The sequence below is a fragment of the Rhodococcus sp. KRD175 genome, from assembly GCF_017168275.1.
Lineage (GTDB): Bacteria > Actinomycetota > Actinomycetes > Mycobacteriales > Mycobacteriaceae > Rhodococcoides > Rhodococcoides fascians.
Genome location: NZ_JABFAQ010000004.1, coordinates 746,413 through 770,427 on the forward strand (window position 1 = coordinate 746,413; position 24,015 = coordinate 770,427).

A 24,015-nucleotide genomic window follows, 5' to 3' on the forward strand; every position below is an offset into this window, starting at 1 on the left:
CCACAACCGACATACACAAAGAACCGCGGCCACCCGGAAGTCGGGTAGCCGCGGTTCTTGTCAGCTGTCCTGGTACGAGACTCAGTCGTCGCCACGGGGCGGCGGCTGAACGTCGACGCCACCGGAGTTGTGCTCCGGTCCCGCCGCGGGGTGCTCGGCCGGTACGCGACCGCGAGTCTTGGCGGCCTCACTGTCCTTGGTGGCACCCTCGGCGAACTTGCGACGCCAGCTCTCCTCGGGACGGTAGGGGCCCGGCTTCGGCCGAACCTTGCCACCCGGGAAGGCCAATCGCGCGATGGTCCGCTGGACCATGCCCCACTGCTGAAAGAACGGCCCGGTGTTGTACGGCAATTCGTAGCGCTCGCAGATGTCCTTGATCTTCGGCGCGACGTCCGAATACCGAGTGCTGGGCATGTCCGGGTACAGGTGGTGTTCCACCTGGTAGCTCAGGTTGCCGCTCATCAGGTGGAACAGCGGTCCGCCGTCGATGTTGGCGGCACCGACGAGCTGGCGGACGTACCATCCGCCGCGGGTCTCGTTCTCGACCTCTTCTTGGCTGAAGGTGTAGGCCTGGTCCGGGAAGTGACCGCAGAAGATGATGGCATTCGACCAGACGTTACGAATGATGTTGGCAGTGAAGTTCGCGACGACCGTCGAGAGGAACGTGCTCTCGACACCGCTGAGGCGACTGTCCAACAGGGCGGCCGTCCGGCGGTTCTTGCCGAAACGCGCGGATCCCCGCAGCTTGGACGCGAGGCGAGACCTCTTGCTCTCGGGTAGACGACCACCCGCGGCGAGCTGCGCCAGCGCGAATGCCCCGGCACTGATCAGCGGCCAGCCCACGTAGTCCTTGACGAACTGCTTCCGTGCCTTGACGCCGATGCCCTTGAGGTCCTCGACGAGCTCCTTGACGGGCTTCTCACCGCGACGGATAGCCTCGATGTCGAGATCGTGCAGGGCGACGCCCCACTCGAAGAACGCCATCAGCAGCACGTTGTAGAACGGCTGGGCCAGGTAGACGGGGCTCCACTTCTGACGCGGATCGATACGCATGATCTCGTAGCCGAGATCCTTGTCCTTGCCGCGAATGTTCGTGTACGTGTGGTGCACGTAGTTGTGGGAGTGCTTCCACGAGTTGGCGGTGGACGCGGTGTCCCAGTCCCACACGGAGGAGTGGATTTCCGGATCGTTCATCCAGTCCCACTGGCCGTGCATGACGTTGTGGCCGATCTCCATGTTCTCGAGGATCTTCGCGATGCCGAGGCATGCGGTGCCGGCCAGCCACGCCGGCTTGCTGGTGGAGCCGAGCAACAGCACGCGGCCGGCAACCAGCAGCTGACGCTGGGCTGCGATCACCGAGGTGATGTACTTGCGGTCCTTGTCACCGAGGCTGGAGTACACCTCGTCGTGAATGGCGTCGAACTCCTTGGCGAGTTCGGCGATCGTCTCGTCACTCAGGTGCGCCAGCGGGTTCACCGGCTCATCGGTGTCGGTGACGCGCCTGGTGGTTTCGTCGATAGACATACATTCCCCTGTTCGAATGGAAGATCAGAGTTCGATTTCGATGTCGCCCTCAGCAGTGTTGACACAGATCCGAACCGCTTGCCCCGTAGGTTCGGAGATATCCCCGTTACGTAGGTCACGTAAACGCCCCTTCCTCAGGGTACCTACGCACGTATGGCAGATGCCGATTCGGCAGCCGTACGTCAGATCCAGGCCGGCTTCCTCGCCCGCGGCGAGAATCGTTGTGCCGCCGTCGCACTCGACGTCCTTCTCGCTGTTGACGAAGCGCACGGTTCCGCCCTCACCGGCGTCGTCTCCACCGCCGATGACGGGCTGGAAACTCTCGTAATGGAAGCGTTCCGACTCGCCCTGGTCTTTCCAGTACGAGCGCAGATCGTCGAGATGCTCACCCGGACCGGAGCAGAATGCTTCTCGCTCACGCCAATCCGGGACCAGTTCGTCCAGTTCCGACGCCTTCATTCGACCTTCGTCACTGGTGATGCGTAGCTTCACCGTCAGCCCGCCGTGCTTGGCTTCCAGTTCCTCGAGCGTGTCCGCGAACATCAACTGTTCACGGTTGTGCACCGAGTGCACCACGACCACGTCGCGGACCTGGTCGTGATGATCGAGGGAGCGCAACATGCTGATGATCGGCGTGATGCCACTACCGGCGCTGATGAACACCATCTTGTCCGGAACCGGACTCGGAATCGTGAACTCACCCTCGACCTCGCTGAGCCGGACGATATCGCCGGTTCTGATGGTGCCCACCAGATAAGGCGACACGGTCCCCGACGGCACCAGCTTGGGACTGACGCTGACCAACCCGTCCTCGGGGTCCGGATCGGACGTCAAGGAGTACGCCCGCCAGTGATAGCGGCCGTCGATGAGCACCCCGAGCCGTACGTACTGGCCCGGCGTGTGACCCTGCCACTCGAAACCGGGACGGATGTACACCGACACGGCCTCGGATCCCTCGGGAACCACACGTTCGACCTTGCCGCGGAGCTCACGAGTGGTCCACAGCGGATTGATCATCGACAGATAGTCGTCGGGCCGGAGCGGATTGAACAACGATCGGACTGCGCGCAGCATCGTCCGTCTCACAAAAGAAACCTGGGGCTTGGCCCCCCGTTCAGCCATACTCAACGGTAACCCCGGGCGGCCTGCCGCGCGCCGGAATTGCTCAGACTCGAATGAGACTGCTACACAACATGAACAGAACCGGGAAATACCGACCGGTCAGCGTGCTCGCGACACTCGGTCTCCCAAGGCGGCGCTGACTTTGCCGTACCACCCCAGCGGGCGGGTACCGCGAGTGGGTACATCCGCCAACAACGCCTCGGCTGTTTCCTCGGCATCGATCTTGTTGTCACCGATGCCACCGGTCGCGCCGCGCTTGGCCCACCCCACCACGTAACACCCGGGCACCGGAGTGCCGTCGGCTGCGGTGACGCGGCCGCCCTCGTTACGGATGGTGCCGGTGATGTCGTCGAACGGGACGCCCGGCGACGGTGTTCCGCGATAACCGATCGCGAGCAGCACCAGCTCCGTCGGGAGAGTGACCGCGTGTTCACCCACACCCACCTCGATGGACTCCACCGAGCCCTGCCCGTGCACAGCAGAAGGTGCCCGCCCGAAGGCGAACACGATGCGACGCCCGTGCGCGCCGGATCCGAGATCGACTCGGGCCGCGCCGGCCAGCGCCGATGCAGGAGCGGACAACGGCAGCCGGTCGATCGCGTCGAAAATTCCGTCCGGTCCCGCCACGACGACGTCGACTCCGGCGCGATCGACGAGCGCCTTGCACTCCGATCGCGTGAATGCCGCGAACTCCGGTCCTCGTCGCGCCAGGACGACCACCTCCCGCACGCGATTGCGACGGAGCTCTGCCAACGCGTGTGGGGCGATCTCGGTTCCGTTCAGAGAATCGGGATCGGCCGTGAGAATGCGCGCGGCGTCGAGGGCGACGTTGCCGTTGCCGATGATGGTGACGCGGTCGACGCCCGTGAGATCGATGGCGTCGGCGGGGACGTCGGGATGCCCGGTGTACCAGCCGACCAGGGTGCGCGCGCTGACAGAATTGTCGAGATCGACACCGGGAATGTCGAGCGCTCGGTCCTTGTCGGCACCGACGGCGTAGACGACGGAATCGAACTTTCGAGCCAACTCGACGTGATCGACGTCCTTGCCCACCTCGATGCCGAGCTTCATCGTCACGCGTGGGTGCGCGAAGATTCCACGAAAGTGCTCGCTGATGCGTCGAGTGCCGAGGTGGTCCGGTGCCACGCCGTAGCGCGCCAGACCGCCTGCGGTCGGCAGCCGGTCGTAGAACGTGATCGTGGTTCCCGGCACGCGCAGCAGGGCTTGCGCCGTGTAGCAGGCCGCCGGACCGGTGCCCACGATGGCGATACTGACCGGAGGCAGCTCGTTGACCGTCGCCACCGGAAAGCGCGGCTCACCCCACTCCGCAACCGCCTTCTTGTCGCGGTAGTAATCCGCGTTGATCTCGGCGTAGATCTGCTGGTCCGGAGTCAACCGGGACACCCGGGTGATCGCGTCGACCGGGCACGCATCCGCACACGCCCCGCAGTCGATGCACGATCGTGGATCGATGTACAGCAGCTCGGTCTTACCGAAATCCGGCTCGTCGGGGGTCGGATGAATGCAGTTGACCGGGCACACCGACAGGCAGGATGCGTCGTTGCAACAGTTCTGCGTGATCGCGAACGGCATGGGTTATCGGATGTCCTTCACGGCCTCGAACAGTGTTTTCTCGAACAGTGTGGTCAGAGCATGTGCAGACGACGGTAGATCATCTCCGCCGGCTTGGTGATCAAACCGCAGTCGAGAAGAAATGCCATCAGGTGCTCGCTCGAGGTGCGCATCATCGTGTGGTGGTGGGCGTTGTTCTTCGCTTCCTTCACCGCACGGTCGACATCGAGGCCCGCTGCTGCGTAGACCTCTTTGTTGACCATGTTGGACACGATCATGCGGGCGGCGATCGCGACGACGAGCGCGCTGGCCTTGCGGCGAGCCGGACTCTTCTCCGCGATCTCTTCACGCATCTGCGCGCGTGCGAAGGTCATGTGCCGCGATTCCTCGACGACGTGGATCTTGCTGGTGGTGCGCACGAGGGGCAGTACGTTCTCGCCGCGCATCCAGTCGCGCTGCATGACATCGAGCACCTCTTCGGCGACGAGGATGCCGCCGTAGGCGACCTCGGCGGATGCCAGAGCCTTGAATCCGCGGCCGAGTTCGATGCTCGACCGGCGCGGCAGGTACGCCTTGATGCCCATCTTCTGGCAGGCCCGAGCGAACATGATCGAGTGACGGCACTCGTCGGCGATCTCGGTGAGCGCGAACTGGAAATCCGAGTTGGACGAGTCCTTGCAGTACTGATCGCGCAACACCATCTGCTGCAGGATCATCTCGAACCAGATGCCGGTGCTCATGATCGAGCAGACCTCGTGGCGAGTGAGCGTGATGCGCTGTTCTTCGCTCATCTCGTCCCACAACTTCGTGCCGTAGAGCGTGCTCCACTCCGGATTGAGACCGTAGAGGGACGGATCGAGATCGGCCTCCCAGTCGACCTCTTCGGCCGGGTCGTACGACAGCTGGGCGGCGGAATCGAGCAAACGTGCGGAAACATCCTCGGGCTCGAGGACATCGTTCCTGGAGAGTGTGCTGGTCATCGCCGTCGTTCCTTTCATCGTCGAACAGGAGTGGTTAGCTGTTACGGAGATTACCAGGTACTTGTCGACACAGATAGTCACTCGGGCAGAATCGACCGAATTCTTTTCGTCGGGGCACCTAGAGTTCGAGCGTGCAGAGAACGAAGAAGCGCCAGTGATCGCAGCACTGAGGTCCGCCCTCGCCCGCACCCCGATGCGCCTCTACGCGGCGGGAATGGTGTCGGCCAACGCCATCGGGGCGGTCATCGTCTTCGTGTTGGCGCGGTTCATCCTGCCGCTGCCGGTCGGATCCGAAGAGATCTTGTTTTGCTCTGGAGGTCACTCCGCAGGCTGCGCTCCTGACCGCAATTACCTGGCGTTCTTCGTCTATCTGCCGGTCGCAATCGGGCTCGGCATCGCGCTCGGTCTCCATGTGGCGAAGCCGCTCGTGCTGTGGCTGCACACGGGCGGCACACCGTCGGACGAGACCACGATCGCAGTGATCCGGCTACCCCTCCGGCAACTCGGCGTGCACGTTCTGTTGTGGGCGCTCGGTGTTGCGGTGTTCGTCGGCGTCAACGCCTCGGCCGGGGCTGCGCTGTCGATCATCGTGGCCATCGCCGTCAGCTTCGGCGGACTGGCGACCTGCTCGCTGGGCTACCTGGTGGCCGAACGCACCCTGCGGCCGATCACCGCCGCGGTGATGGAAGTCAGCGAGGTCACCGACGCCGCGGCGCTCGGCGTGAAACTGCGCGTCGTCCTGATCTGGATACTGAGCACGGCCATTCCCATCCTGGGGCTCGGGCTGATCGGACTCGGCCGCCTGATCGATACCGTCATACCCCCGGACGTCGACCTGTCCCCCGCGATGGTCTCGCTGTCTGCCATCGCCCTCGTCGTCGGCTTCGGCGGCATGTTCCTCGTCGGTCGCTCGGTGTCCGATCCGCTGCATCAGGTGAGCTCTGCCATGCAGCGAGTGGAGGCCGGTGCCACCGATACCCGCGTCGACGTCTACGACGCGTCCGAGATCGGAAGACTGCAGAACGGGTTCAACAAGATGGTCGTCGGTCTCGACGAGCGGGAGCGACTCCGCTCGCTGTTCGGCCGGCACGTGGGCCACGACGTCGCCCAGCGCGCGTTGGCCAGCGCGCCCCGTCTCGGCGGCGAAAACCGAACCGTCGCCGTCCTGTTCATCGACCTGGTCGGCTCCACCGCACTGGCCGAGCGCGAATCCGCCGCGACGGTAGTGGACCTGCTCAATCGATTCTTCGCAGTGGTCGTCGAACACGGCGAGCGCAACGGCGGCTTCGTCAACAAGTTCGAGGGCGATGCCGCCCTGCTGATCTTCGGCGCTCCGGTCGATCATCCCGACCCGGCCACCGCGGCACTACGCACTGCACGCACGCTCGCCGCCGCGCTTCGAGCCGACGGCGGATTCGAGATCGGTATCGGCGTCACGTACGGGCCGGTGATCGCCGGCAACATCGGGGCCGAGTCCCGTTTCGAGTACACCGTCATCGGCGACACGGTGAATCAGGCTGCGCGGCTCACCGATCTCGCAAAAGACGACCCCGACACCGACGTGCTCACATCGTCGACGGTGCTCGAACACGCAACCTCGGACGAGCGGCAACTGTGGGAATCGGGTCGGTCCGTGACCCTTCGCGGGCGATCCGCACCGACGGTTCTGGCGGCTCCGATACTGCGCGGCGAACAGGCGAGCACGCGGTAGAAAATTCGAAGGTTTCCCTTTCGGTGCCGATGGGGCATACCCCCCGAACCAACCCACCCATCGCGCTGGCGCGAGACATTTGCTGGTACAACGTCTCTCGCTCCGAAAGGCACCCATGCCCGCAATTCTGTTCGGCTCCATCAGCACTCTCGTCGACACCTCCGAGCTACAGCGACGCTCGTTCAACGAGGCCTTCGCCGCCCACAATCTGAACTGGAACTGGTCGCAGGACGACTACCGGTCCATGCTCGGATCGAACGGCGGTGCCGACCGCATCAGCGAATACGCGTCGAGCACCGGAACCGAGGTGGACGCGGCCGCAGTGCACGCCACCAAGTCCGAGATCTTCCAGCGATTGATCGGCGAATCCGACGTCAAGACGCGACCGGGCGTGGCCGACACGATCGACTCCGCGAAAGCGAACGGGTTGAAGGTCGGCTTCGTGACCACGACCTCGCGAGAGAACATCGACGCACTGCTCGCTGCCCTGTCTCCCGAGCTCACCGCCGATTCGTTCGACATCATCGTCGACGCCTCCTCGGTCGACGCAGGCAAGCCCGACCCCGCGTCGTACGAATTTGCCTTGAAGACGTTGGGCGAGAACGCGTCCGACAGTGTGGCCATCGAGGACAACGCCGGTGGAGTGCAGGCGGCAGCGGCAGCGGGCGTCACCTGTGTCGCGTTCCCGAACGAGAACACTGCCGGTACCGATTTCGGCTCGGCCACCGACACCGTCGATGCACTCGATCCCGAGCGCGTCCGCGCCCTGATTTCAGCCTGAGCGGAGCCTGCGGAGTGAGCATTTTGCCTGACCCTTCATACATCTCAGGAGCAACAAGTGAGTAATCTTCAGGCCCAGGTCGTCGCCGGCGACAGATCGTTTCGTGTCGAGGGATACGAGCGGATCGAATACGACTTGATCTACGTCGACGGAGTGTTCGCGATCGAGAACACCGAATTGGCCGACAGCTACCGTCCGTACGGGCGCGCCCTGATGGTTGTCGACGAATCGGTGCACGCCATCTACGGCGACCGGATCGGTGCATACTTCGATCACCACGGTATCGCCCTGACAGTGGTGCCGGTGCACATTGCGGAGACCGCGAAATCACTGGAGACGTTCGAGCGCATCGTCGGCGAGTTCGACGCGTTCGGTCTCGTGCGAACCGAGCCGGTCCTCGTGGTGGGTGGTGGATTGACCACGGACGTAGCCGGTTTCGCGTGCGCGAGTTACCGCCGAAACACTCCCTACATCCGCATTCCCACCACGTTGATCGGCCTGATCGATGCGAGCGTCTCGATCAAGGTGGCCGTCAACTACGGCAAGCACAAGAATCGTTTGGGGGCCTACCACGCCTCACAGAAGGTGCTGTTGGACTTCTCCTTCCTCGGCACATTGCCCGAGGATCAGGTCCGCAACGGGATGGCGGAGCTCATCAAGATCTCCGTAGTCGGCAACCTCGAGATCTTCGAGTTGCTCGAGCAGTACGGCCCGGAACTGCTACGCACCCGGTTCGGCCACCTCGACGGAACTCCTGAGTTGCGTTCGGTCGCAGACCGTTTGACGTACTCGGCAATCGCGACGATGCTCGAGCTCGAGGCACCCAACCTGCACGAGATCGACCTCGACCGAGTCATTGCATTCGGGCACACGTGGAGTCCCACGCTCGAGCTCACGCCGCCCGCGCCGTTCTTCCACGGCCACGCGATCAACATCGACATGGCCCTGTCGACGACGGTCGCCGAACAACGCGGCCACCTGTCGACGGCCGATAGAGACCGCGTGCTCGGAGTCATGAGCAGCATCGGACTGGCATTGGACAGCCCGCACCTGACACCCGAGTTGCTCACCGAGGCAACAGCATCCATCCTCAAGACTCGGGACGGGATTCTGCGTGCCGCGGTGCCCGACCCGATCGGCACCTGCCGCTTCCTCAACGACCTGGAACCTCGCGAACTGGCCGACGTCCTGTCGTTGCACAAGAAGATCTGTCTGGACTTCCCACGGGCGGGCGAGGGTCTCGACATGTTCACCGCACCCACGCCGTGACCGATGCAGCCATGACGCCGCGTCCGGTCACCCCGACGACGATCCTGGCGCGCGAGCTCAGCGAGATAGCCGCGCTACTCGACGCCGACGCCGGGGTGACCGACGAGCTGACCACCCGTATTCATCGGGCACGCGATCTCGCCGCGGGACTCGACCCGTATCTCGACACCTGCACCACCTCCGAATCTGCGGCACTGGCCACGTTGGCGTCGCGGACCCGCTCTGCGGATTGGGGATCACGCGACGTGGTCTCCGGTTCCGGGCCCCTGGAGATGGAAATGCTCTCCGGCCATGTGGAGGGACGTTTCCTGGCGTTTCTCGTGCACATGACGCGGGCGACTCGGGTGCTCGAGATCGGTATGTTCACCGGTTACTCGGCGTTGGCCATGGCCGAGGCGCTGCCCGCGGGCGGCGAGGTCGTCGCCTGCGAGGTGGATCCGTACGTGGCCGAGTTCGCGCAGTCCTGCTTCGCGGAATCGACTGCAGGATCTGCCATCTCGGTGCAGGTAGGGCCTGCGCTGGATACTCTGCACGGGCTCGACGGGACGTTCGATCTGGTGTTCGTCGACGCCGACAAGAGCGGATACCGCGGGTACGTGGAGTACCTGCTCGAGAGCGATCTGCTCTCCGACGGTGCCGTGATCGCCGTCGACAACACCCTGTTGCAGGGTCAGCCCTACGCTCCGCAGCCGAACGAGAACGGCCGGGCCATCGCCGAGTTCAACGACTATGTCGCGAACGACCCTCGCGTGGAGCAAGTTCTGATTCCGTTGCGCGACGGTGTGACACTGATCCGGCGCACATGATCCGCACCGTTGCGGCGCTGATCGGCCTCACGGTCACCCTCCCCGTCGACCTCGCGGCGGTCGGGGTGGCCGCGCTGCGCGGTACCCGGCCCGTCGCCCATCGAACCGATTCGCCCAGAACGATTCTGATCAGTGGCGGCAAGATGACCAAAGCCTTGCAACTCGCACGGTCCTTCCATCTCGCCGGCCATCGGGTGATCCTCGTGGAATCGACGAAGTACCGCTGGACCGGACATCGTTTCTCCCGCGCTGTCGACCGTTTCCATTGCATTCCCGACCCGGGTGATTCGGGATATGCGCAGGCTCTGCTGGACATCGTGCGCCGCGAGGGCGTCGACGTCTTCGTGCCCGTGGCAAGCCCGGCCGCGAGTATTCACGACGCCGACGCGCGTGCACTCCTCGATGCGCACTGCGAGGTGATCCACGGCGACGCGGATACCGTACGGATGGTCGACGACAAGTCCCGATTCTCCGAGCACGCAGCGTCATTGGGACTCCGGGTTCCCGACTTCAAGCGCATCACCGACCCCGCCCAGATCGACGAATTCGACTTCGCGCCGGGCCGTGAGTACATCCTCAAGCGGATCTCGTACAACCCGGTTGGCCGAATGGATCTGACGCGGTTGACGGCGCACACGCCGGAACGCAACTCCTCGTTCGCCCGGAGCCTGCACATCACCGAGAACGACCCGTGGATCCTGCAGGAATTCATCGCCGGACAGGAGTACTGCACGCACGGCACGGTGCGCGAGGGTCGCCTGCAGGTGTACGGCTGCTGCGTGTCGTCCGCCTTCCAGGTCAACTACGAGATGGTGGACAAGCCCGAAATCCTGCGCTGGGTAGAGACATTCGTCTCCTCGCTCGACACCACCGGGCAGCTGTCGTTCGACTTCATCGAGTCCGCCGCCGACGGCCGGATCTACGCCATCGAATGCAACCCGCGCACCCACTCGGCCATCACGATGTTCTACGACCACCCCGACCTGGCTGCCGCGTACCTCGACGACGGTCACCCGATGACCGTGCCGCGTGCGACGGCCCGGCCGACGTACTGGATCTACCACGAGCTGTGGCGTCTGATCACCGAGGGTGATCGAGTATCTCGGCTCCGCACCATCTTTCGAGGCAAGGACGCCATCCTCACCGGTTGGGATCCCCTGCCGTATCTGTTGGTACATCATCTTCAGATTCCGTCGTTGCTGATCCGGAACCTCCGCGAGCGGCGTGGCTGGTCCCGAATCGATTTCAACATCGGCAAACTCGTGGAAAACGGAGGCGACTGATGACGTTGTCTGTCGTGGTGCTCGTCGGGTCCTCGGTGGACCGCTTTCACAGTGACCTCTCTCGGGTCTACGCCGGCGGCTTCCTGGATGCGCTCGGCACGAACCCGGCGTACAGCTTCGAGATCGCATTCGTCTCCCCGGGCGGCCTCTGGAGTTTTCCCACCGGTCTCGAGGATTCGAGTATCGCTGCGGCGCAGCAGATGCCGTTGGCACAGGCGGTGGAGCTCATCGCGGCGCGCGACTTCGACGTCATGGTTCCGCAGATGTTCTGCATGCCGGGTATGACGACGTACCGCAGCCTGTTCGACCTACTGGGCGTGCCCTACCCTGGCAACGGTCCGGACCTCATGGCGTTGACGGCGAACAAGGCCCGCGCCCGCGCCGTCGTCGCGGCAGCCGGCGTGGGTGTTCCCGACGGCGTGGTCGTCCGATCCGCCGACGACGTGATGGACCTCGCCCTGCCGGTCGTGGTCAAGCCCGTGGATTCGGACAACTCGATGGGTGTCTCGCTGGTCCACGGGTCCGACGGGCTGGCACCCGCGATTCGAGAGGCTCTGACGTATTCGCCTGCTGCACTGGTGGAGACGTACGTTCCACTGGGTCGTGAAGTTCGGTGCGGGATCATCGTCCGAGATGGCGAACTCGTGTGCTTGCCCCTCGAGGAGTACGCCGTCGACTCCGTCCGCAGTAGTGCGGACAAGCTGAATCGCACATCCGACGGCGATCTCTACCTGGTGGCGAAAGAGCAGACCAGAGCCTGGACGGTCGACGTCACGGATCCGATCACCGAAAAAGTCTGGGCAGCAGCACGATCGAGTCACATCGCACTGGGATGTCGGCACTACGGCCTGTTCGACTTTCGCATCGACCCGGACGGCGAGCCGTGGTTTCTCGAAGCCAGCCTCTACTGCTCCTATTCGCCGTCCAGCGTGTTGGCGGTGATGGCCGCAGCCGCGGGCATCACCGTCGAAGAATTGTTCGCATTCGCGCTCGAAGAACTGCCGGTGAAGGAGTCGTCGTCATGACGTTGGGAATCGAGATGGCCGATCTGAACTTGGAATCGGTTTCGGTAGAGCAACTTCGAGAGCTCCTCGCCGAACACGGGGTGTTGATTCTGCCGAACCAGCCCGTCGACGATCAGCGCTTCCTGGCGTTCCTGCGCCGATTCGGAGAGTTGATGTTCACCGGAGGCGAGACGCCTGTTCCCGACTGTCCGGATCTGAACGTCATCAGCAACGTCGGCCGTTCCACGCCGCCGAAGTCCACGTTCCACGTCGACACCACCTACATTCCGAATCCTCCCGCCTACACCGCGTTACGCGCGGTCGAAGTTCCCGCGGCCGGCGGCAGTACGTTGTTCAGCGACCAATACGCCGCATACGAGACGCTTCCAGCGGAAGTGAAGGAGCGTTTGGCCGGGCGCACGGTGACGCACCGAGTGACCGGCGTGGCGTCGGATTCCGATTCTTCCGCCGACCATCCACTCTTCGCCGTTCACCCGATATCGGGACGCACCGCGCTGTCGCTGTCCGCGCCCGCTCGCTGTGTCGCGATCAGCGGACTGACCGAAGACGAAGCACGAGACACCGTTCGCTACCTCGTGGAGCATTCCACGAGGGAGGACAACCTGCTGCGGCACAACTGGTCCCCCGACGACATGGTGATGTGGGACAACAGGTGTGTGATGCACCGCGCCGATCACAGCGGGGTGGTCGGCAACCGGGTGATGCACCGCGGGATGGTGGCGAGCACCCACCCGACTGCCTCGGTGTGACCGATGACTCAAAGATTTGCCGCCGCGGCTCACGCCCGGAGAATCGAGTCATGACTTCCCCCTTGGCGATCAGCCGCGAAACAGCCGTCGGCGCCGAAGCTCGTCTGTCCTGGATCCTGTCCGGACTGGCAGGCATGGTGGGTGCGGTCGCGTTCCTGCATTCCGCCGGCTACTTCGTGACCTTCATGACCGGCAACACCGAACGAGCCGTCGTCGGACACTTCGGCCATCCGGAGGGCAAGGAGGTGGCACCTGGGGCGTCACCCTGGGCCGCATTGGCCCTCATGGCCGCGTTTCTCGGCGGCGTGATCGTCTCGTCGATCTGTCGGCGCCGCTACTGGTCCAACCACCCCCATGGAGCGACGGTGTTGACCACCGTTGCGCTGGGAGCTGCGGGTCTGATCGACATCGCTGTCTCCGGGTGGTCGTCGGCAAACGTGAACTTCTACCCGATCCTCCTCGTCGCCTTCGCGCTGGGCGCGTTGAACACCGCGTTCACGAAGAAGGAGGAGACGTACATCCCGCTCAGTTACGTCACCGGAACGGTGGTCAAGCTCGGCCAGGGAATCGAGCGTCACCTCTTCGGCGGCGGAACACACTACGACTGGCTCTGCTACGCAACGCTTCTGGGCTCCTTCGCGGCGGGAGGTGCTGTCGGTGCGTTCATCGGCGTCGTGATCACCGGGCCGCAGGTGCTACTGCTCACTGCGCTCATCAGCTTCGGTGCAACGATCTTCACGTTCACCCACACCGAACGGAACTCGTTGCTCGGCTGATCGGTGGCTGATCGGCTAATCGGTGACCATCGGGGATGCGCCGACGATCGTGCGCAGCATTCGGTCGACGACGGGACGTGGCAGCCGCGATCCGATCAGCACCTGCCTCCCCACGAGACCCTCGATCATGACCACGAGCATCTCCGCATCCCCCTGGGGGTCTTCGGATTCCAACGACGCGACTATCCACTGGGTGTACGCGACGAACGCGGCCCGCTGGGAGTCGAACAGATCGCGGATTTCCCGATCGTGTTGCGCTTCACCGAGCAGGATGCTGCGCGCGATCACTCTTTTCGTCGCTTCTCCGGTGGTCATCGCCTCGATGAAGTCGATGATGCGGTTCACGACGATGTCCACGGTGAGTGGTTTGACATCGACCAGACCACCGAAGGTCGCGCCGGCAGTGTCGTAGTCGCGGGCGAACAACAGCTCGAGCGCCAGGTGCAACAGTCGTCCGCGAGTGGGCGCGTGGTAGTTGACCGACCCGGGGCTCAATCCTGCTGCAGCGTCGACCGCCCGGTGCGTCAAGCCGCGAAAACCTTGCGTTGCCAGCACTTCGATTGCTGCCGCGGCGATTTCGTCGCGCCGACGCACTCTCGACTCGTCGTCCTTGGGACGGGCAGGACTCATACCACGGAGTCTAGTGCCCCACCATTGACAGTTGCCGAAGTCACGTCATAGTCTCAACCGATGTTGAGGAACCCCGCCCGATGAGCCGCGGCCCGTCGCGACGACAAATGATGGTGGGTGCCGCCGCGGCTGCAGCCACGGCTGTGTTCGGCCCCGCGGCACGAGCGGTCGCAACTCCCGGCACCGGTTCGAGTGAAGACTGCGGCGAGCGGTACCAGGGCTACCGCGACATCGACCGAGGACGGCCCTATGCCCATTTCTTCGCCGCACGGACGACACCGGCACCGGCCGTCGTGACCGACGCAGTCGGCGGGCCGCCGATAGCACCAGAGTGGGTCCCGCACTTCGATTCCATCACAACCGATCTCGCGCCCACGGGATATTCGGCGATCGAAACCGGCTACGGACAACGCGCCGACGGCATGACGTTCGTGGCGGTGCTCACCGCGATGCCCCGGGTCACGGCAGCGATGTGGGATTGGTGGTTCGGTTGGCATTCCGCCGAGGCGGCCCGCTACAAACTGTGGCACCCCGATGCCCACCTCCACGCCGCACTCGCCGAGGACCGGACGGCCCACGCGATTCCGGACAAGGCGAAGTACATCGGCAACACATCGTTCGTCGACGAGTACGTCGGCCCGAAGCTTCAGCAGCTGGGTATCGGCTTCCGTGACCCTGTTGCACACGGTTTCGACGTTCCCGCAGACCAGACGGTCGTCTTCGGCCGAGTGGGAAGTTCCATCGCACCGGTGGATCTGGGCTGGCTCGCCCATCAGGTTCGGCCGGTACAGGGCGGTGCCGAGATGCGCAGCCGCTTTTATCTGAACCTACGAGGATTGCACGTTCCCGATCCGAAGCAGGCCGTGTGCGCAGTTCGCCGGGGTACGTCCGTGGATCCGAGCGACCTCGTTCTCGGACTCGACCTCGCCCGAGATCTGCTGCTGCACTGCGGACAGGAGATGAACCACCTCGCAGGGTTTTTGCCGGAGCTGCACGCAGAGTTCGGCGGTTGATCCGTCCACGAGGGGCAGCTAGTGACCCAAGAAGACTTTCGCCAGCACGATGAGCGCCGCGACGACGGCAGTGGCAAGCCCGATCACCAGGGCCCGAAACGTCGGACGGTTCCCGCGAACTCGTTCCGTGACAATCGGTATGGTGGCGATTCGTACGACGATCACCGCACCGGCCAGCAGTTCGGCCCATTGTGCCGGAAGCACCGACAGCCACCCGAGCGCCAGCATCGCCGCCGGAAACGTCCCGGAGCTCAGAATGGGGACTGCATCCCGGAATTCCTCGATGGCCTCGAATGTGCGCTGTTCGTCCGTTGCATCACCGTGCGCCTCCGGTATCTGGCTCCCGGCGACGAAATCTGCGAACACATGCGCGAGAAAAGTCGTTGCCACAGTGGCCGCTACGAGAACGGCCGCCGTCCCGTGCCCGATCGAACTCGGCGTGGAGGCGGCAACCGCGGCGAGGACCAGGATGTTGCCGTAGATGTACGCCGAGAGCCTCCTGGCCGCCCGAACGGGCGACAAGGGGCCGTCGGACCGGGTGACCAACCGACGGTAGAGATGTGTGCCGCCGGGGCGGTGTCCGGGATCGGTCATGCTGCAGATCGTCGCACGTGGCCGGCGATCGGTCGACGAATCATCCCTGCTGGTCGGCCAGCCACTGCCGAATGTCGTCCGTGACGGGCTCGACCATGTCGTCGTACTCGTGATGTTCGCCGACGAACGCGGCCACCAACGGACAGATCGGAACGGCGTGCTTGTTCTCGGAACGCGTCGCGTCGAGCGCGTGCCGAACGACGATCGTGGCCAGACCACGTCCGCCGTAGGCCGCATCCACTTCGGTGTGGAAGAAGACGCGCCTGCCCTGCTCGTCGTCGGCGAACTCGGTGAAGCCGACCTGTGTGCCCTCGACCGAAATCGTGAACCTGTCTGCCTGCTGGGCGATCTCGACTTCGGCACCGGTTTTGTCGACCGTCATCGACGCTCCCCTTCTCTCGATGGCACGCCCCAGTCGGTTGGGTACGCGGTCGGGTCAGCCTACCCAGCTGTACACCGAAACCCAGTCCAGCAACAGATGCCCGTTGCTGTTTCCGGTGCCGTTGGTCTCGGTCTGCAGTTCCCAGCGCATCGGACCCGAGGGAACCCACTTGGTGCTGTCCAGAACCACGGTGTCGTCGAGGATGTAGCGAACGCGGCCCGGGGACCACTCGATGGTGTACGTGTGCCAATCGGTGAAGTTCGCGCCGATGTTCCGAGCGACGTCCTGGCAGCCGCCGACGCACGAACCGGCACCCGAGTAGTGATGGAAGCCGCCGACCTGCCCCGCGAGACTTCCTTCGGGGAAGTCCATTTCGCCGTCCGCAGGCCATCTTTCGGACTGCGGCCACAGCAGCCATGCAACGTAGTACTCGGCCAGAGTTGCCGAATCGACCTTGAATCGCGCTGTGTATCTTCCGTATGTCTGGTTCTGCCCTGCCGCGTTGATCACCGGCGAGACGCTGGCACCGGCCGGGACACCGTCGACATTGTGCAATCCGTAATCGAGCAGGCCGTCGTGCGTGGACAGCACGGCGTCCGCTCGGTACGGGCGCTTCTGATAGGTGTCCTTGTAGCACTTGGGGTATGTGCGCCACTTCTGATTCTGAGCACCGACGTAGACGATCTTGGTGGGATCGCAGTCGTTGGCCCAACTGCCGACGGCGGAAGGCTTCGCGAAGTCGTCGACGAAGATCTGCTTCCAACCGGGTAGGTCGCCCACCGGCGCTGCCACCCCGCTGGGAGTGGTGGACGGAGTGGTCGGTGGCGTCGTGGGCGGCGTCGTCGTGGGCGGTGTCGTCGGAAACGGCGTGGTCGCGGTGATCCACTTCTGAGCAGCAGACCCGTTGCATTTCGCCAACACCGGTCGGTTTCCGTTGACCTCACGCGAATTCTGAATGCACAGGCCGGTCTTCTGCAGCAACGAGATCGAGCCGTCCCCACGGATCGACCATTGCTGCGCGGGCTTGCCGTTGCACGCCCACGTCGTCAACGCGACGCCGGCCGCCGCGTAGCCCGATGCCGGCGACAAGCATCGGCCCTGCACTCGAATCGTGGCGTCCTCGGTACCGGTCCACGTCTGCGCGCCGGTACCGTTGCAATCCCAGATCTGGACGGGATTGTTCTGTCCGGTGAGACCGCCCTTGTTGTCCAGGCAGAACCCTGCGGGCGTCTTGATCTGTCCCGAGGTGGCGGCCGCGGCCTGTGGCGCGTGAACTACGAAAGCCGAAAGTAATACGGTGGTTCCGAGCGTCACCAAGGAACGCTTCAGAACAGCACGGCCCGAAACAGTCATGGTTTCATCCTTCGAGAGACCGAACATCGCATTGGATACACGGCGGATAAATACAATTGATTGCCGGCATCTCGAATCATAGGGATGATTCAGACATTGCGCAGTGAATTCGCATTCACCCTGAAACGCCAGGTCAGAGGCGTAATTTAAAGAAATACGACCGGTACGAATTGGAGATTAAATATTAAACTAGTTGCTCCGGATCGAAAATCTATTCACACGAATCGAATTGTCGAGCAAATCGTGCATCTGGACTTTTTATGATCTTGTATCCATCATTTCGCTGGCAAACGAGCGCATTGCCAGCCCTGCGCAGGATCCGGCCCGTCAGTTCGAGGGACGGTGCACATCGCGTCCCGGCTTCCCGAGCACCGGGTCCGGAAAGCGGCACCGAACACCCTCTGTACGGTGGAGCGAAGGACCTCGACCGCGCATCACAAGGGAAAGGAACTTCATGGATCGGCCACAGAGGCTGGAGAAAGACCCGAACAAAGGCTTCGTAGCGCTGCTGGGCTGGAGTTTGGCCGCAGTGGAAGCCCTGGACGCGTTCGATCGACGCTACGTCGTCGTCGCGCCAGAGTGGGCCGAGGCGTACTGCACCGAGCATGACATTCCGTACCTACCGTGGAACTTCGAGCGACTCAACGACAGGTCGCTCGAGATCGCGGAGACTCTCCGAGACAAAGGCGTCGATGTAGCGATACCGCTGTACGAGGAGACAGTCGAGTGGGCCGGTGCCATCAATTCCGTGCTGCTGGGCAATCCGAGGTTGTTCGGCCAGGCGATGCTGCTCCGAGACAAGGCACTGATGAAGCGCCGCGCACAGCTCGGTGGCATTCGTGTCGGCATCTTCGAGGAAGCACACGATCGTGAGGACGTCATCCGCTTTCTGCGTCGGGTGAACCAGACGCTGCTCAAACTCGACGGCGACCCGAACGACCCCATCCACCTCAAGGCCTTCGACAAGGCAGGATGCCTGGGCCACCGCGTCATTCGGACCCCCGACGAAGTCGACTCCATCCCGGACGAGGAGTTCCCGGTACTGATGGAGTCGCATCTCGACGGCTGGGAGTTCGCTGTCGAGGCGTGGATCCACAACGGAAAGATCAAGTTCCTCAACATCTCCGAGTACGTCACGCTCGGGTATTCGGTGTTCGTCCCCGCGACGCCGGAGCTCGAGAAGTACCGCGAGCAGATCACGGTTCAGATCGAGAAGCTCATCAAAGCGTTCGACATCGAGTTCGGGTTCATCCATCCCGAGTATTTCGTCACCAGCGACGGCGAGATGTACTTCGGCGAGGTTGCCTACCGCCCACCAGGTTTCAAGGTGTTCGAGCTCCTCGAGCGGGCGTACGGCTTCAACGCGTACCAGGGCCTGGCTCTCGCCTTCGACCCGAAGACCACCGAAGAAGAAATCGACGCCTTCTTCCCGCGCGAGGTAGTCGATGCCACCGGTCACGCGGGATGCTTCGGTGTGTACCCACGGCGACGCGTCGTCAGCGATCTCGTCATCCCCGACGTGACCGCCGACGACGACTACTACGAGACCAACGACCTGTCGGCACCGGTCGAGGAAACCGTCACCAAGAGAACGGCTTTCGGTACCCACTGGGGCTTGCTGTACTTCTTCGGCGATGATCCGTACCGGATGCGCGACCTGCTCAAGCAACAGGAAGAACTGGACTTCTACGTGTGAAGCAGCAACTCGGCAACGACCACGAACCCACGACGCAGACGATGAACGACGCTGCACCGATCGACAAGGCTCTGGTGTCGCGGCTGGCGCAACTCGATCACGCCGTCGACGCGCTGGCCGCCGCACCGGAGTTCAGCAAGAGCACCAAGGTGCGACGGGTTCTGGATTCTGTGCACCGAGTGTTGTTGCAGCCCGGCGGTTGTGGCGCGGTACGCGAACGCGCCGCGGCGCTGGAGAACGCCGGGCTGTTCGCCGGTACGGACTGGGCGCAGCCGGACATTCTCGTTCCCGCGTTCGTGGGTCCGAGCCTGCGCAGTGGCAACGACGACACCGTGGTTCTCGAAGCAGCCAGCGAGTTGCGGATGGTCGCGATCGTCGCCGGTGAGTACGAGCATCCCGCAGTGACAGCTGACGATGCGCGACGCTTCCTCTCCCAGGTACTCGCCCTGAACCTCGAGGTGTTGTTCACCCCGCCCTCGGAATCGGAACGAGTCCGTTCGGGTCGGACCGCACATCTGATCCGCGATCTCTTCGGCTACGTTGCCGGGGAAATCGGCTACGACAGTGTGCTGGACGAATTGCTCGAAGAGATCTGGCGGATTCTGCGTCAGCGTCCGATCCAGGTCGACACCATCAAGTCCATGGTCACGCGCATTGCGATCTATCGCGACGACCCGACCGTCGATCTCGGCACGTCCGGTCAGGGACTCGATCGGTTGACCACGGCGTTGTTCGGCACCACGGACGCGTGCCGCGAGGACCCGGGCGTGGAGGTCTACCGGAACCGGCTCGAGGCCATGGACGTCGAGGCACTGCAGTTCGAGGCCCGCGGTTTCGCCCGGGCGATGCACGACACCGGTCTCGTTTCGCCGTACCACGCCACACTCACGCAATATCTCGTCGACCACTACTCGTATGTCCTGCCCGAGGCCTTGGGGCTGTCCGACACCGGGCGTACGTGCCTCACTCGCTACCCGGAATTGGTCCACCGTCTGATCGAAGAAACCGTGTATCCCGAGACGGCGCAAAGTCTCTACGGATTGGCACTGCTCCTCGACCGCGGAATCCTGCATCAGCCGCCGATCGTGCCGTCCCTGTGGCGTCAGCTATCGCTCACCCTCGCGCCCGCAGTGCGAGAACGCTTGATCACCACTTTCGGTCCGGTTCCGGCACCGGAGTCGCGATTGCTCGGTGGGTTGCTCTCCATGCTCGGTCAACCGCTCGGTGTCGGCCAGGGCGACAATCCCACGTGCCAGTCGGCGCGCGCGCTGTCGATGTGGGCGTACAACGATCCCGACTACCTGCTGCAGATGGTGGTGTGGGCGGCACGAGACGAAGAGATCGTCATGCACTTCGAGGGCCAGTCGATCTCGTCCGTCGACAGCGAAAGTGGTGTCGCGACCTCGGATCCGGTCGATCTGGACCCGGCATCGCTGATTCTGGTTCCGCACCTGGACCGGATCTACGCCGAGATGGTCCGACGCTGCGCCGACAGACCGGGCGATCCGCATCGCTGGGTCAATCCCGAGTTCCACGGGTGGTGGTCGGCCCGCGAGTTCCATATCGACGTGGACGTCGCGACCGGAAATCTGGTCGATCTCGATGGTTTCCTGCGGCAGTTCCATGCCGCTTATCACCCCGAGTACAACGGCCATCAGCCGCTGATCCACCCGCAACCCGCCGGGGTGGCCGTAACCGACAGCGCTGCACGGTATGTGGGGTGGCACGCCATCGCCATTCTGCGTGTTGCCCCCGATCCCGACGGCGTCATGCGGGTCTACTTCTTCAATCCCAACAACGACAGTGGGCAGGATTGGGGTGACGGAGTCGTCGTCGGAACGGCAGGGAACGGCGAACGCGCGGGCGAAGGCTCGCTACCGTTCGAGCAATTCGCGTCTCGCCTGTACATCTTCCACACGGATCCGTTGGAAAAGGGTGAGCCGGAGAAGATTCCGAACGCGGACATCGACACGATCGTCGGTTACATCGAACGCAGTTGGGGTGCCGAGCGCTCGGCGCGGGCCGCGTATCAGCCGTTCCAGGAGTAGACCGAGACCCAGTCCAGGATCAGATTGCCCTCGCTGTTTCCGTCTCCCTTGGTTTCGGTCTGCAGCTCCCATCGCATCGGCGTGGACGGCACGAAGTCGGTCGAGTCCAACACGACCGTGTCGTCGAGGAGGTACCGGATCCTTCCCGGTGACCATTCCATGGTGTAGGTGTGCCAGTCGGTGAACTGCGCGCCGATGTCGAGGGCAGGCGTTTTGCACCCGTCGGCGCACGAGCCTTCGCCCGAGAAATGATGGAACCCACCGACGTTGCCCGACAGCGCACCTTCCGGGAAATCGAACTCGCCGTCGTACGGCCAATTCTCGGATTGCGGCCAGAGCAACCATGCCGCGTAGTACTCGGACAGATCCGGTGAATCGACTTTCAGACGCGCCGAATATCGTCCGTACGTCTGATACTGGTCGGCACCGATCAGTGGGGAGATACTCGCTCCGGCCGGAACGCCGTCGACCTGACCGAGGTGGTACTGCAGAGCGCCGTCGGCAGTGGACAGCACTGCATCGGGCCGATACGGCCGTTTGTCGTAGGTGTCGGAATAGCACGACGGATACGTGCGCCACCGCTGGCCCTCGGCTCCGGTGTAGACGACCTTCGAGGGGTCGCACTGATTGGACCAACTGCCGGTGGCGGACGGGGCGGTGAATTCGTCGACGAATATCTGCTTCCAGCCGGGCAGATCCCCGGTGGGTGCAGCAATTCCTCCGGGGTTGTCGGCGGTCGGTTCTGCGGCCGCTACCGGTGTCCACGTCTGCACCGACGAGCCGTCGCATTCGGCCAGCACGGCCACACGCCGAGAGGTCTGCCGTGCGTCGTCCGCGAGACAGAGGCCGGTGCCCGTCAGCCCGATCGCACCGGATTCGCCCGCTGTCCAACTGGCGACCGCACTGTCGTCGCAACTTCCGAGGACAACAGGTACACCGGCTGCGGTCTCGCTGTTCTTCGGCACCAGACACTGCGATTGCGACCGAACCGTGCCGTCGGCCTCGGCGACTACTTGCTGCGCCGGCGTTCCGTTGCACGTCGCGAGACGGACGGTGTCGGTGTCACTTCCATCGAGGCAGAGCGTGTCGGGAGACTCGATCTGCCCGGTGAAGGTCACTGCAGACGGTGTGTCCGCGTCCGTGGTCGAGTCCCCGGAGAACACGCCGCAGCCCACGACGAGTACGGACACGGTCGCCAGCGTCCCCGTAGCGACAAGAGCCCTCCCCGTGCGGCAACCGCTACCCCACCGACCGAGACGCGAACGTGCACGAACAATCCGCATCGGGGTCGTCCCCATCGTTGCCTCCAAAGTGACGATCCGTCCCAGCCGAGGGTACAGATCGTCAGCAGGAGCAACTTTCGAGCAGCTTAGGGAGCGAGATCAGTCCTTCTTGTCGAGCGATTCGGGCTTGTGCACTGCGTCCTTTCCGGACTTGTCACTTTCGACGCGGTACTGCGGGTCGTCTTTCGAGGCCTTGACCTTGCGGCCGGCGGCTTCGGTCTCGGAGGTGATCTTCTCCTGCACCGTTCCCTCGGTGGTAGTTCCGTGGGTCTGCCATTCGACCTTGTCGCCCTTGTGCAAATCGTCCTTCGACATGTTCCGGTGATCCCTTCGTCGGTGGTCTGTCCATCGACACTTACCCACGAGCGCGTCGGCGCAGTCAGCTGGTTCCCAGAGCCGGAGCCAGTGTGGTGAACCAGGCCTCTCGCAACTGGTCCTCGAACAGCGGCCAGGTATGCGCACCTTCGTCGCGCATGGATACCGTCGCCGGAACGTCGGCCCGACGCAGGGCGTCGACGAAGATGGATGTGCAGTAGTTGACCATCGCTTCGACCGCCATGCCGCCGAACGGCGGAACGGCACCGTCGGGAATGCGATCCACGGCGCCGGGCGCACCGCGTGACGAGCTCACGTACACCGCCGTTCCACGAAGTCGTTCGACATTGAGCGACGGGTCGTGGTCTCGCCATCCCTGACTTCCCGGCAACCCCCACATGTTGAACGGGTTGTTGAGTCCGCCGGCGATCATGGCCGAGATGCCTGCGGTGGCAAGCGGATTGGACGGTGCCGGGCATCCGCTGAACGACGCGGCCGCGTCGAACACGTCGGGAGCCTGGATCGCCAGATCCAACGCCGGGCCACCGCTCATCGACAGGCCCGCGACGCCGCGCTTGCCCGTCGAGCCGTAGGCGGCGTCCACGGCCGCGGGTAGTTCACGGCTCAGATAGGTCTGCCAGAGGTTGGTCCCCAGCACCGGGTCGGTTGTCTGCCAATCGGTGTAGAAGCTGAACCGACCGCCGATCGGTGCGACGACGGTGACGTTCTTGTCGAGAAAGAACTGTTCGACGCCGGAGTTGTTGAGCCAGCCGACCCCGTCCTCGTTGCCGAGGGCACCGTTGAGCAGAACCAGCGTGGGCGCGGGACCACCTCCGGGCGAGTGCAGCACCTCGTTGGAGATGACACGATTCATGGACGGAGAGAACACGTTCAGCACCGCGCGCGTTGCCGACACCTGGTGGATTCCGACGGCCCCGACTGCCGCGTCGGCCGATCCGGTAGTGCCCGGCAGCGCCTGCGCCGGGTTTCCGGCCAACACTATCGACGCCAGTACGGCCGTCGTCACCACCGCGGTGGATCGAGTCAGCTTCTTTCTCATCTGTCCCACAGGCAACATCAGCACCATACGAGGGTTGCACGAA

Annotated in this window: 22 protein-coding genes; 11 read left to right on the top strand and 11 right to left on the bottom strand. The window is 63.7% G+C overall.

Features of this window, described 5'->3' with window-relative positions:
• Positions 1 to 81 precede the first annotated feature (81 nt).
• The 4 genes from J1M81_RS07970 to J1M81_RS07985 all read right to left on the bottom strand — a co-directional run bounded on the left by J1M81_RS07970 (position 82) and on the right by J1M81_RS07985 (position 5,198).
• The gene (locus J1M81_RS07970; RefSeq protein ID WP_206497869.1) at positions 82 to 1,524 is read right to left on the bottom strand and encodes an acyl-CoA desaturase; all 1,443 of its coding nucleotides are present in this window, start codon (positions 1,522 to 1,524) and stop codon (positions 82 to 84) included.
• Between the two features lie 24 nt (positions 1,525 to 1,548).
• Positions 1,549 to 2,646, bottom strand: coding sequence for a ferredoxin reductase (locus tag J1M81_RS07975; protein WP_045842078.1), 1,098 nt, complete (start codon positions 2,644 to 2,646; stop codon positions 1,549 to 1,551).
• Between the two features lie 99 nt (positions 2,647 to 2,745).
• Positions 2,746 to 4,239, bottom strand: a complete 1,494-nt coding sequence (locus J1M81_RS07980; protein ID WP_206497870.1) for an FAD-dependent oxidoreductase — start codon at positions 4,237 to 4,239, stop codon at positions 2,746 to 2,748.
• 53 nt (positions 4,240 to 4,292) lie between these two features.
• Entirely contained in the window at positions 4,293 to 5,198 is a 906-nt protein-coding gene (locus J1M81_RS07985) for a diiron oxygenase (protein ID WP_206497871.1), read from the bottom strand.
• A gap of 154 nt (positions 5,199 to 5,352) precedes the next feature.
• Here J1M81_RS07985 and J1M81_RS26795 point away from each other — a divergent pair, with 154 nt between their 5' ends.
• The 8 genes from J1M81_RS26795 (at position 5,353) to J1M81_RS08025 (ending at position 13,598) form a co-directional block, all read left to right on the top strand.
• The gene (locus tag J1M81_RS26795; RefSeq protein ID WP_206497872.1) at positions 5,353 to 6,909 is read left to right on the top strand and encodes an adenylate/guanylate cyclase domain-containing protein; all 1,557 of its coding nucleotides are present in this window, start codon (positions 5,353 to 5,355) and stop codon (positions 6,907 to 6,909) included.
• A 115-nt stretch (positions 6,910 to 7,024) separates the two neighbouring features.
• Positions 7,025 to 7,690 (top strand): HAD-IA family hydrolase, encoded by a 666-nt coding sequence (locus J1M81_RS07995; protein ID WP_032374847.1) that lies wholly within the window; start codon positions 7,025 to 7,027, stop codon positions 7,688 to 7,690.
• Between the two features lie 57 nt (positions 7,691 to 7,747).
• Positions 7,748 to 8,959, top strand: a complete 1,212-nt coding sequence (locus J1M81_RS08000) for a sedoheptulose 7-phosphate cyclase (RefSeq protein ID WP_206497873.1) — start codon at positions 7,748 to 7,750, stop codon at positions 8,957 to 8,959.
• Entirely contained in the window at positions 8,956 to 9,765 is an 810-nt protein-coding gene (locus J1M81_RS08005; protein WP_230592884.1) for an O-methyltransferase, read from the top strand. The genes J1M81_RS08000 and J1M81_RS08005 overlap by 4 nt, the downstream gene beginning before the upstream one ends.
• Positions 9,762 to 11,048 carry an ATP-grasp enzyme gene (locus J1M81_RS08010; RefSeq protein ID WP_032389083.1) on the top strand — a complete coding sequence of 429 codons (1,287 nt, stop codon included), beginning with the start codon at positions 9,762 to 9,764 and terminating at the stop codon, positions 11,046 to 11,048. The genes J1M81_RS08005 and J1M81_RS08010 overlap by 4 nt, the downstream gene beginning before the upstream one ends.
• Positions 11,048 to 12,073, top strand: coding sequence for a D-alanine--D-alanine ligase (locus J1M81_RS08015; protein ID WP_027495746.1), 1,026 nt, complete (start codon positions 11,048 to 11,050; stop codon positions 12,071 to 12,073). The genes J1M81_RS08010 and J1M81_RS08015 overlap by 1 nt, the downstream gene beginning before the upstream one ends.
• Positions 12,070 to 12,822, top strand: coding sequence for a TauD/TfdA family dioxygenase (locus J1M81_RS08020; RefSeq protein ID WP_206497874.1), 753 nt, complete (start codon positions 12,070 to 12,072; stop codon positions 12,820 to 12,822). The genes J1M81_RS08015 and J1M81_RS08020 overlap by 4 nt, the downstream gene beginning before the upstream one ends.
• A gap of 50 nt (positions 12,823 to 12,872) precedes the next feature.
• Positions 12,873 to 13,598, top strand: coding sequence for a YoaK family protein (locus J1M81_RS08025; protein ID WP_045842079.1), 726 nt, complete (start codon positions 12,873 to 12,875; stop codon positions 13,596 to 13,598).
• A 15-nt stretch (positions 13,599 to 13,613) separates the two neighbouring features.
• Here the strand turns inward: J1M81_RS08025 and J1M81_RS08030 are convergent, their stop codons facing one another.
• Positions 13,614 to 14,228, bottom strand: coding sequence for a TetR/AcrR family transcriptional regulator (locus J1M81_RS08030; RefSeq protein ID WP_051365040.1), 615 nt, complete (start codon positions 14,226 to 14,228; stop codon positions 13,614 to 13,616).
• An 80-nt stretch (positions 14,229 to 14,308) separates the two neighbouring features.
• Here J1M81_RS08030 and J1M81_RS08035 point away from each other — a divergent pair, with 80 nt between their 5' ends.
• Positions 14,309 to 15,241 (top strand): DAPG hydrolase family protein, encoded by a 933-nt coding sequence (locus tag J1M81_RS08035; protein WP_237606161.1) that lies wholly within the window; start codon positions 14,309 to 14,311, stop codon positions 15,239 to 15,241.
• An 18-nt stretch (positions 15,242 to 15,259) separates the two neighbouring features.
• Here J1M81_RS08035 and J1M81_RS08040 read toward each other — a convergent pair whose 3' ends face one another.
• Genes J1M81_RS08040 through J1M81_RS08050 form a run of 3 tightly spaced genes read right to left on the bottom strand, consistent with a single transcriptional unit; the run spans position 15,260 to position 17,570 of the window.
• A complete protein-coding gene (locus J1M81_RS08040; RefSeq protein WP_051365039.1) occupies positions 15,260 to 15,835 on the bottom strand; it encodes a hypothetical protein in 576 nt (191 codons plus the stop codon).
• A gap of 40 nt (positions 15,836 to 15,875) precedes the next feature.
• Positions 15,876 to 16,217 carry a GNAT family N-acetyltransferase gene (locus J1M81_RS08045; RefSeq protein WP_032366803.1) on the bottom strand — a complete coding sequence of 114 codons (342 nt, stop codon included), beginning with the start codon at positions 16,215 to 16,217 and terminating at the stop codon, positions 15,876 to 15,878.
• Between the two features lie 54 nt (positions 16,218 to 16,271).
• Positions 16,272 to 17,570: a glycoside hydrolase family 16 protein gene (locus tag J1M81_RS08050; RefSeq protein WP_032367295.1), complete on the bottom strand. Its 1,299-nt coding sequence runs from the start codon at positions 17,568 to 17,570 to the stop codon at positions 16,272 to 16,274.
• A 454-nt stretch (positions 17,571 to 18,024) separates the two neighbouring features.
• On the opposite strand from J1M81_RS08050, the gene J1M81_RS08055 reads away from it, so the two are divergent.
• Both J1M81_RS08055 and J1M81_RS08060 read left to right on the top strand, forming a co-directional pair.
• Positions 18,025 to 19,266, top strand: a complete 1,242-nt coding sequence (locus J1M81_RS08055) for an acetyl-CoA carboxylase biotin carboxylase subunit family protein (RefSeq protein ID WP_027495739.1) — start codon at positions 18,025 to 18,027, stop codon at positions 19,264 to 19,266.
• 41 nt (positions 19,267 to 19,307) lie between these two features.
• Entirely contained in the window at positions 19,308 to 21,314 is a 2,007-nt protein-coding gene (locus J1M81_RS08060) for a hypothetical protein (RefSeq protein WP_032389164.1), read from the top strand.
• Here the strand turns inward: J1M81_RS08060 and J1M81_RS08065 are convergent.
• The 3 genes from J1M81_RS08065 to J1M81_RS08075 all read right to left on the bottom strand — a co-directional run bounded on the left by J1M81_RS08065 (position 21,296) and on the right by J1M81_RS08075 (position 23,972).
• Positions 21,296 to 22,504: a ricin-type beta-trefoil lectin domain protein gene (locus J1M81_RS08065; protein WP_230595365.1), complete on the bottom strand. Its 1,209-nt coding sequence runs from the start codon at positions 22,502 to 22,504 to the stop codon at positions 21,296 to 21,298. The genes J1M81_RS08060 and J1M81_RS08065 overlap by 19 nt on opposite strands.
• Positions 22,505 to 22,696: 192 nt before the next feature.
• Entirely contained in the window at positions 22,697 to 22,912 is a 216-nt protein-coding gene (locus J1M81_RS08070; RefSeq protein WP_027495736.1) for a DUF2945 domain-containing protein, read from the bottom strand.
• 64 nt (positions 22,913 to 22,976) lie between these two features.
• Positions 22,977 to 23,972 carry an alpha/beta hydrolase family protein gene (locus J1M81_RS08075; RefSeq protein WP_206497907.1) on the bottom strand — a complete coding sequence of 332 codons (996 nt, stop codon included), beginning with the start codon at positions 23,970 to 23,972 and terminating at the stop codon, positions 22,977 to 22,979.
• Positions 23,973 to 24,015: the final 43 nt, after the last annotated feature.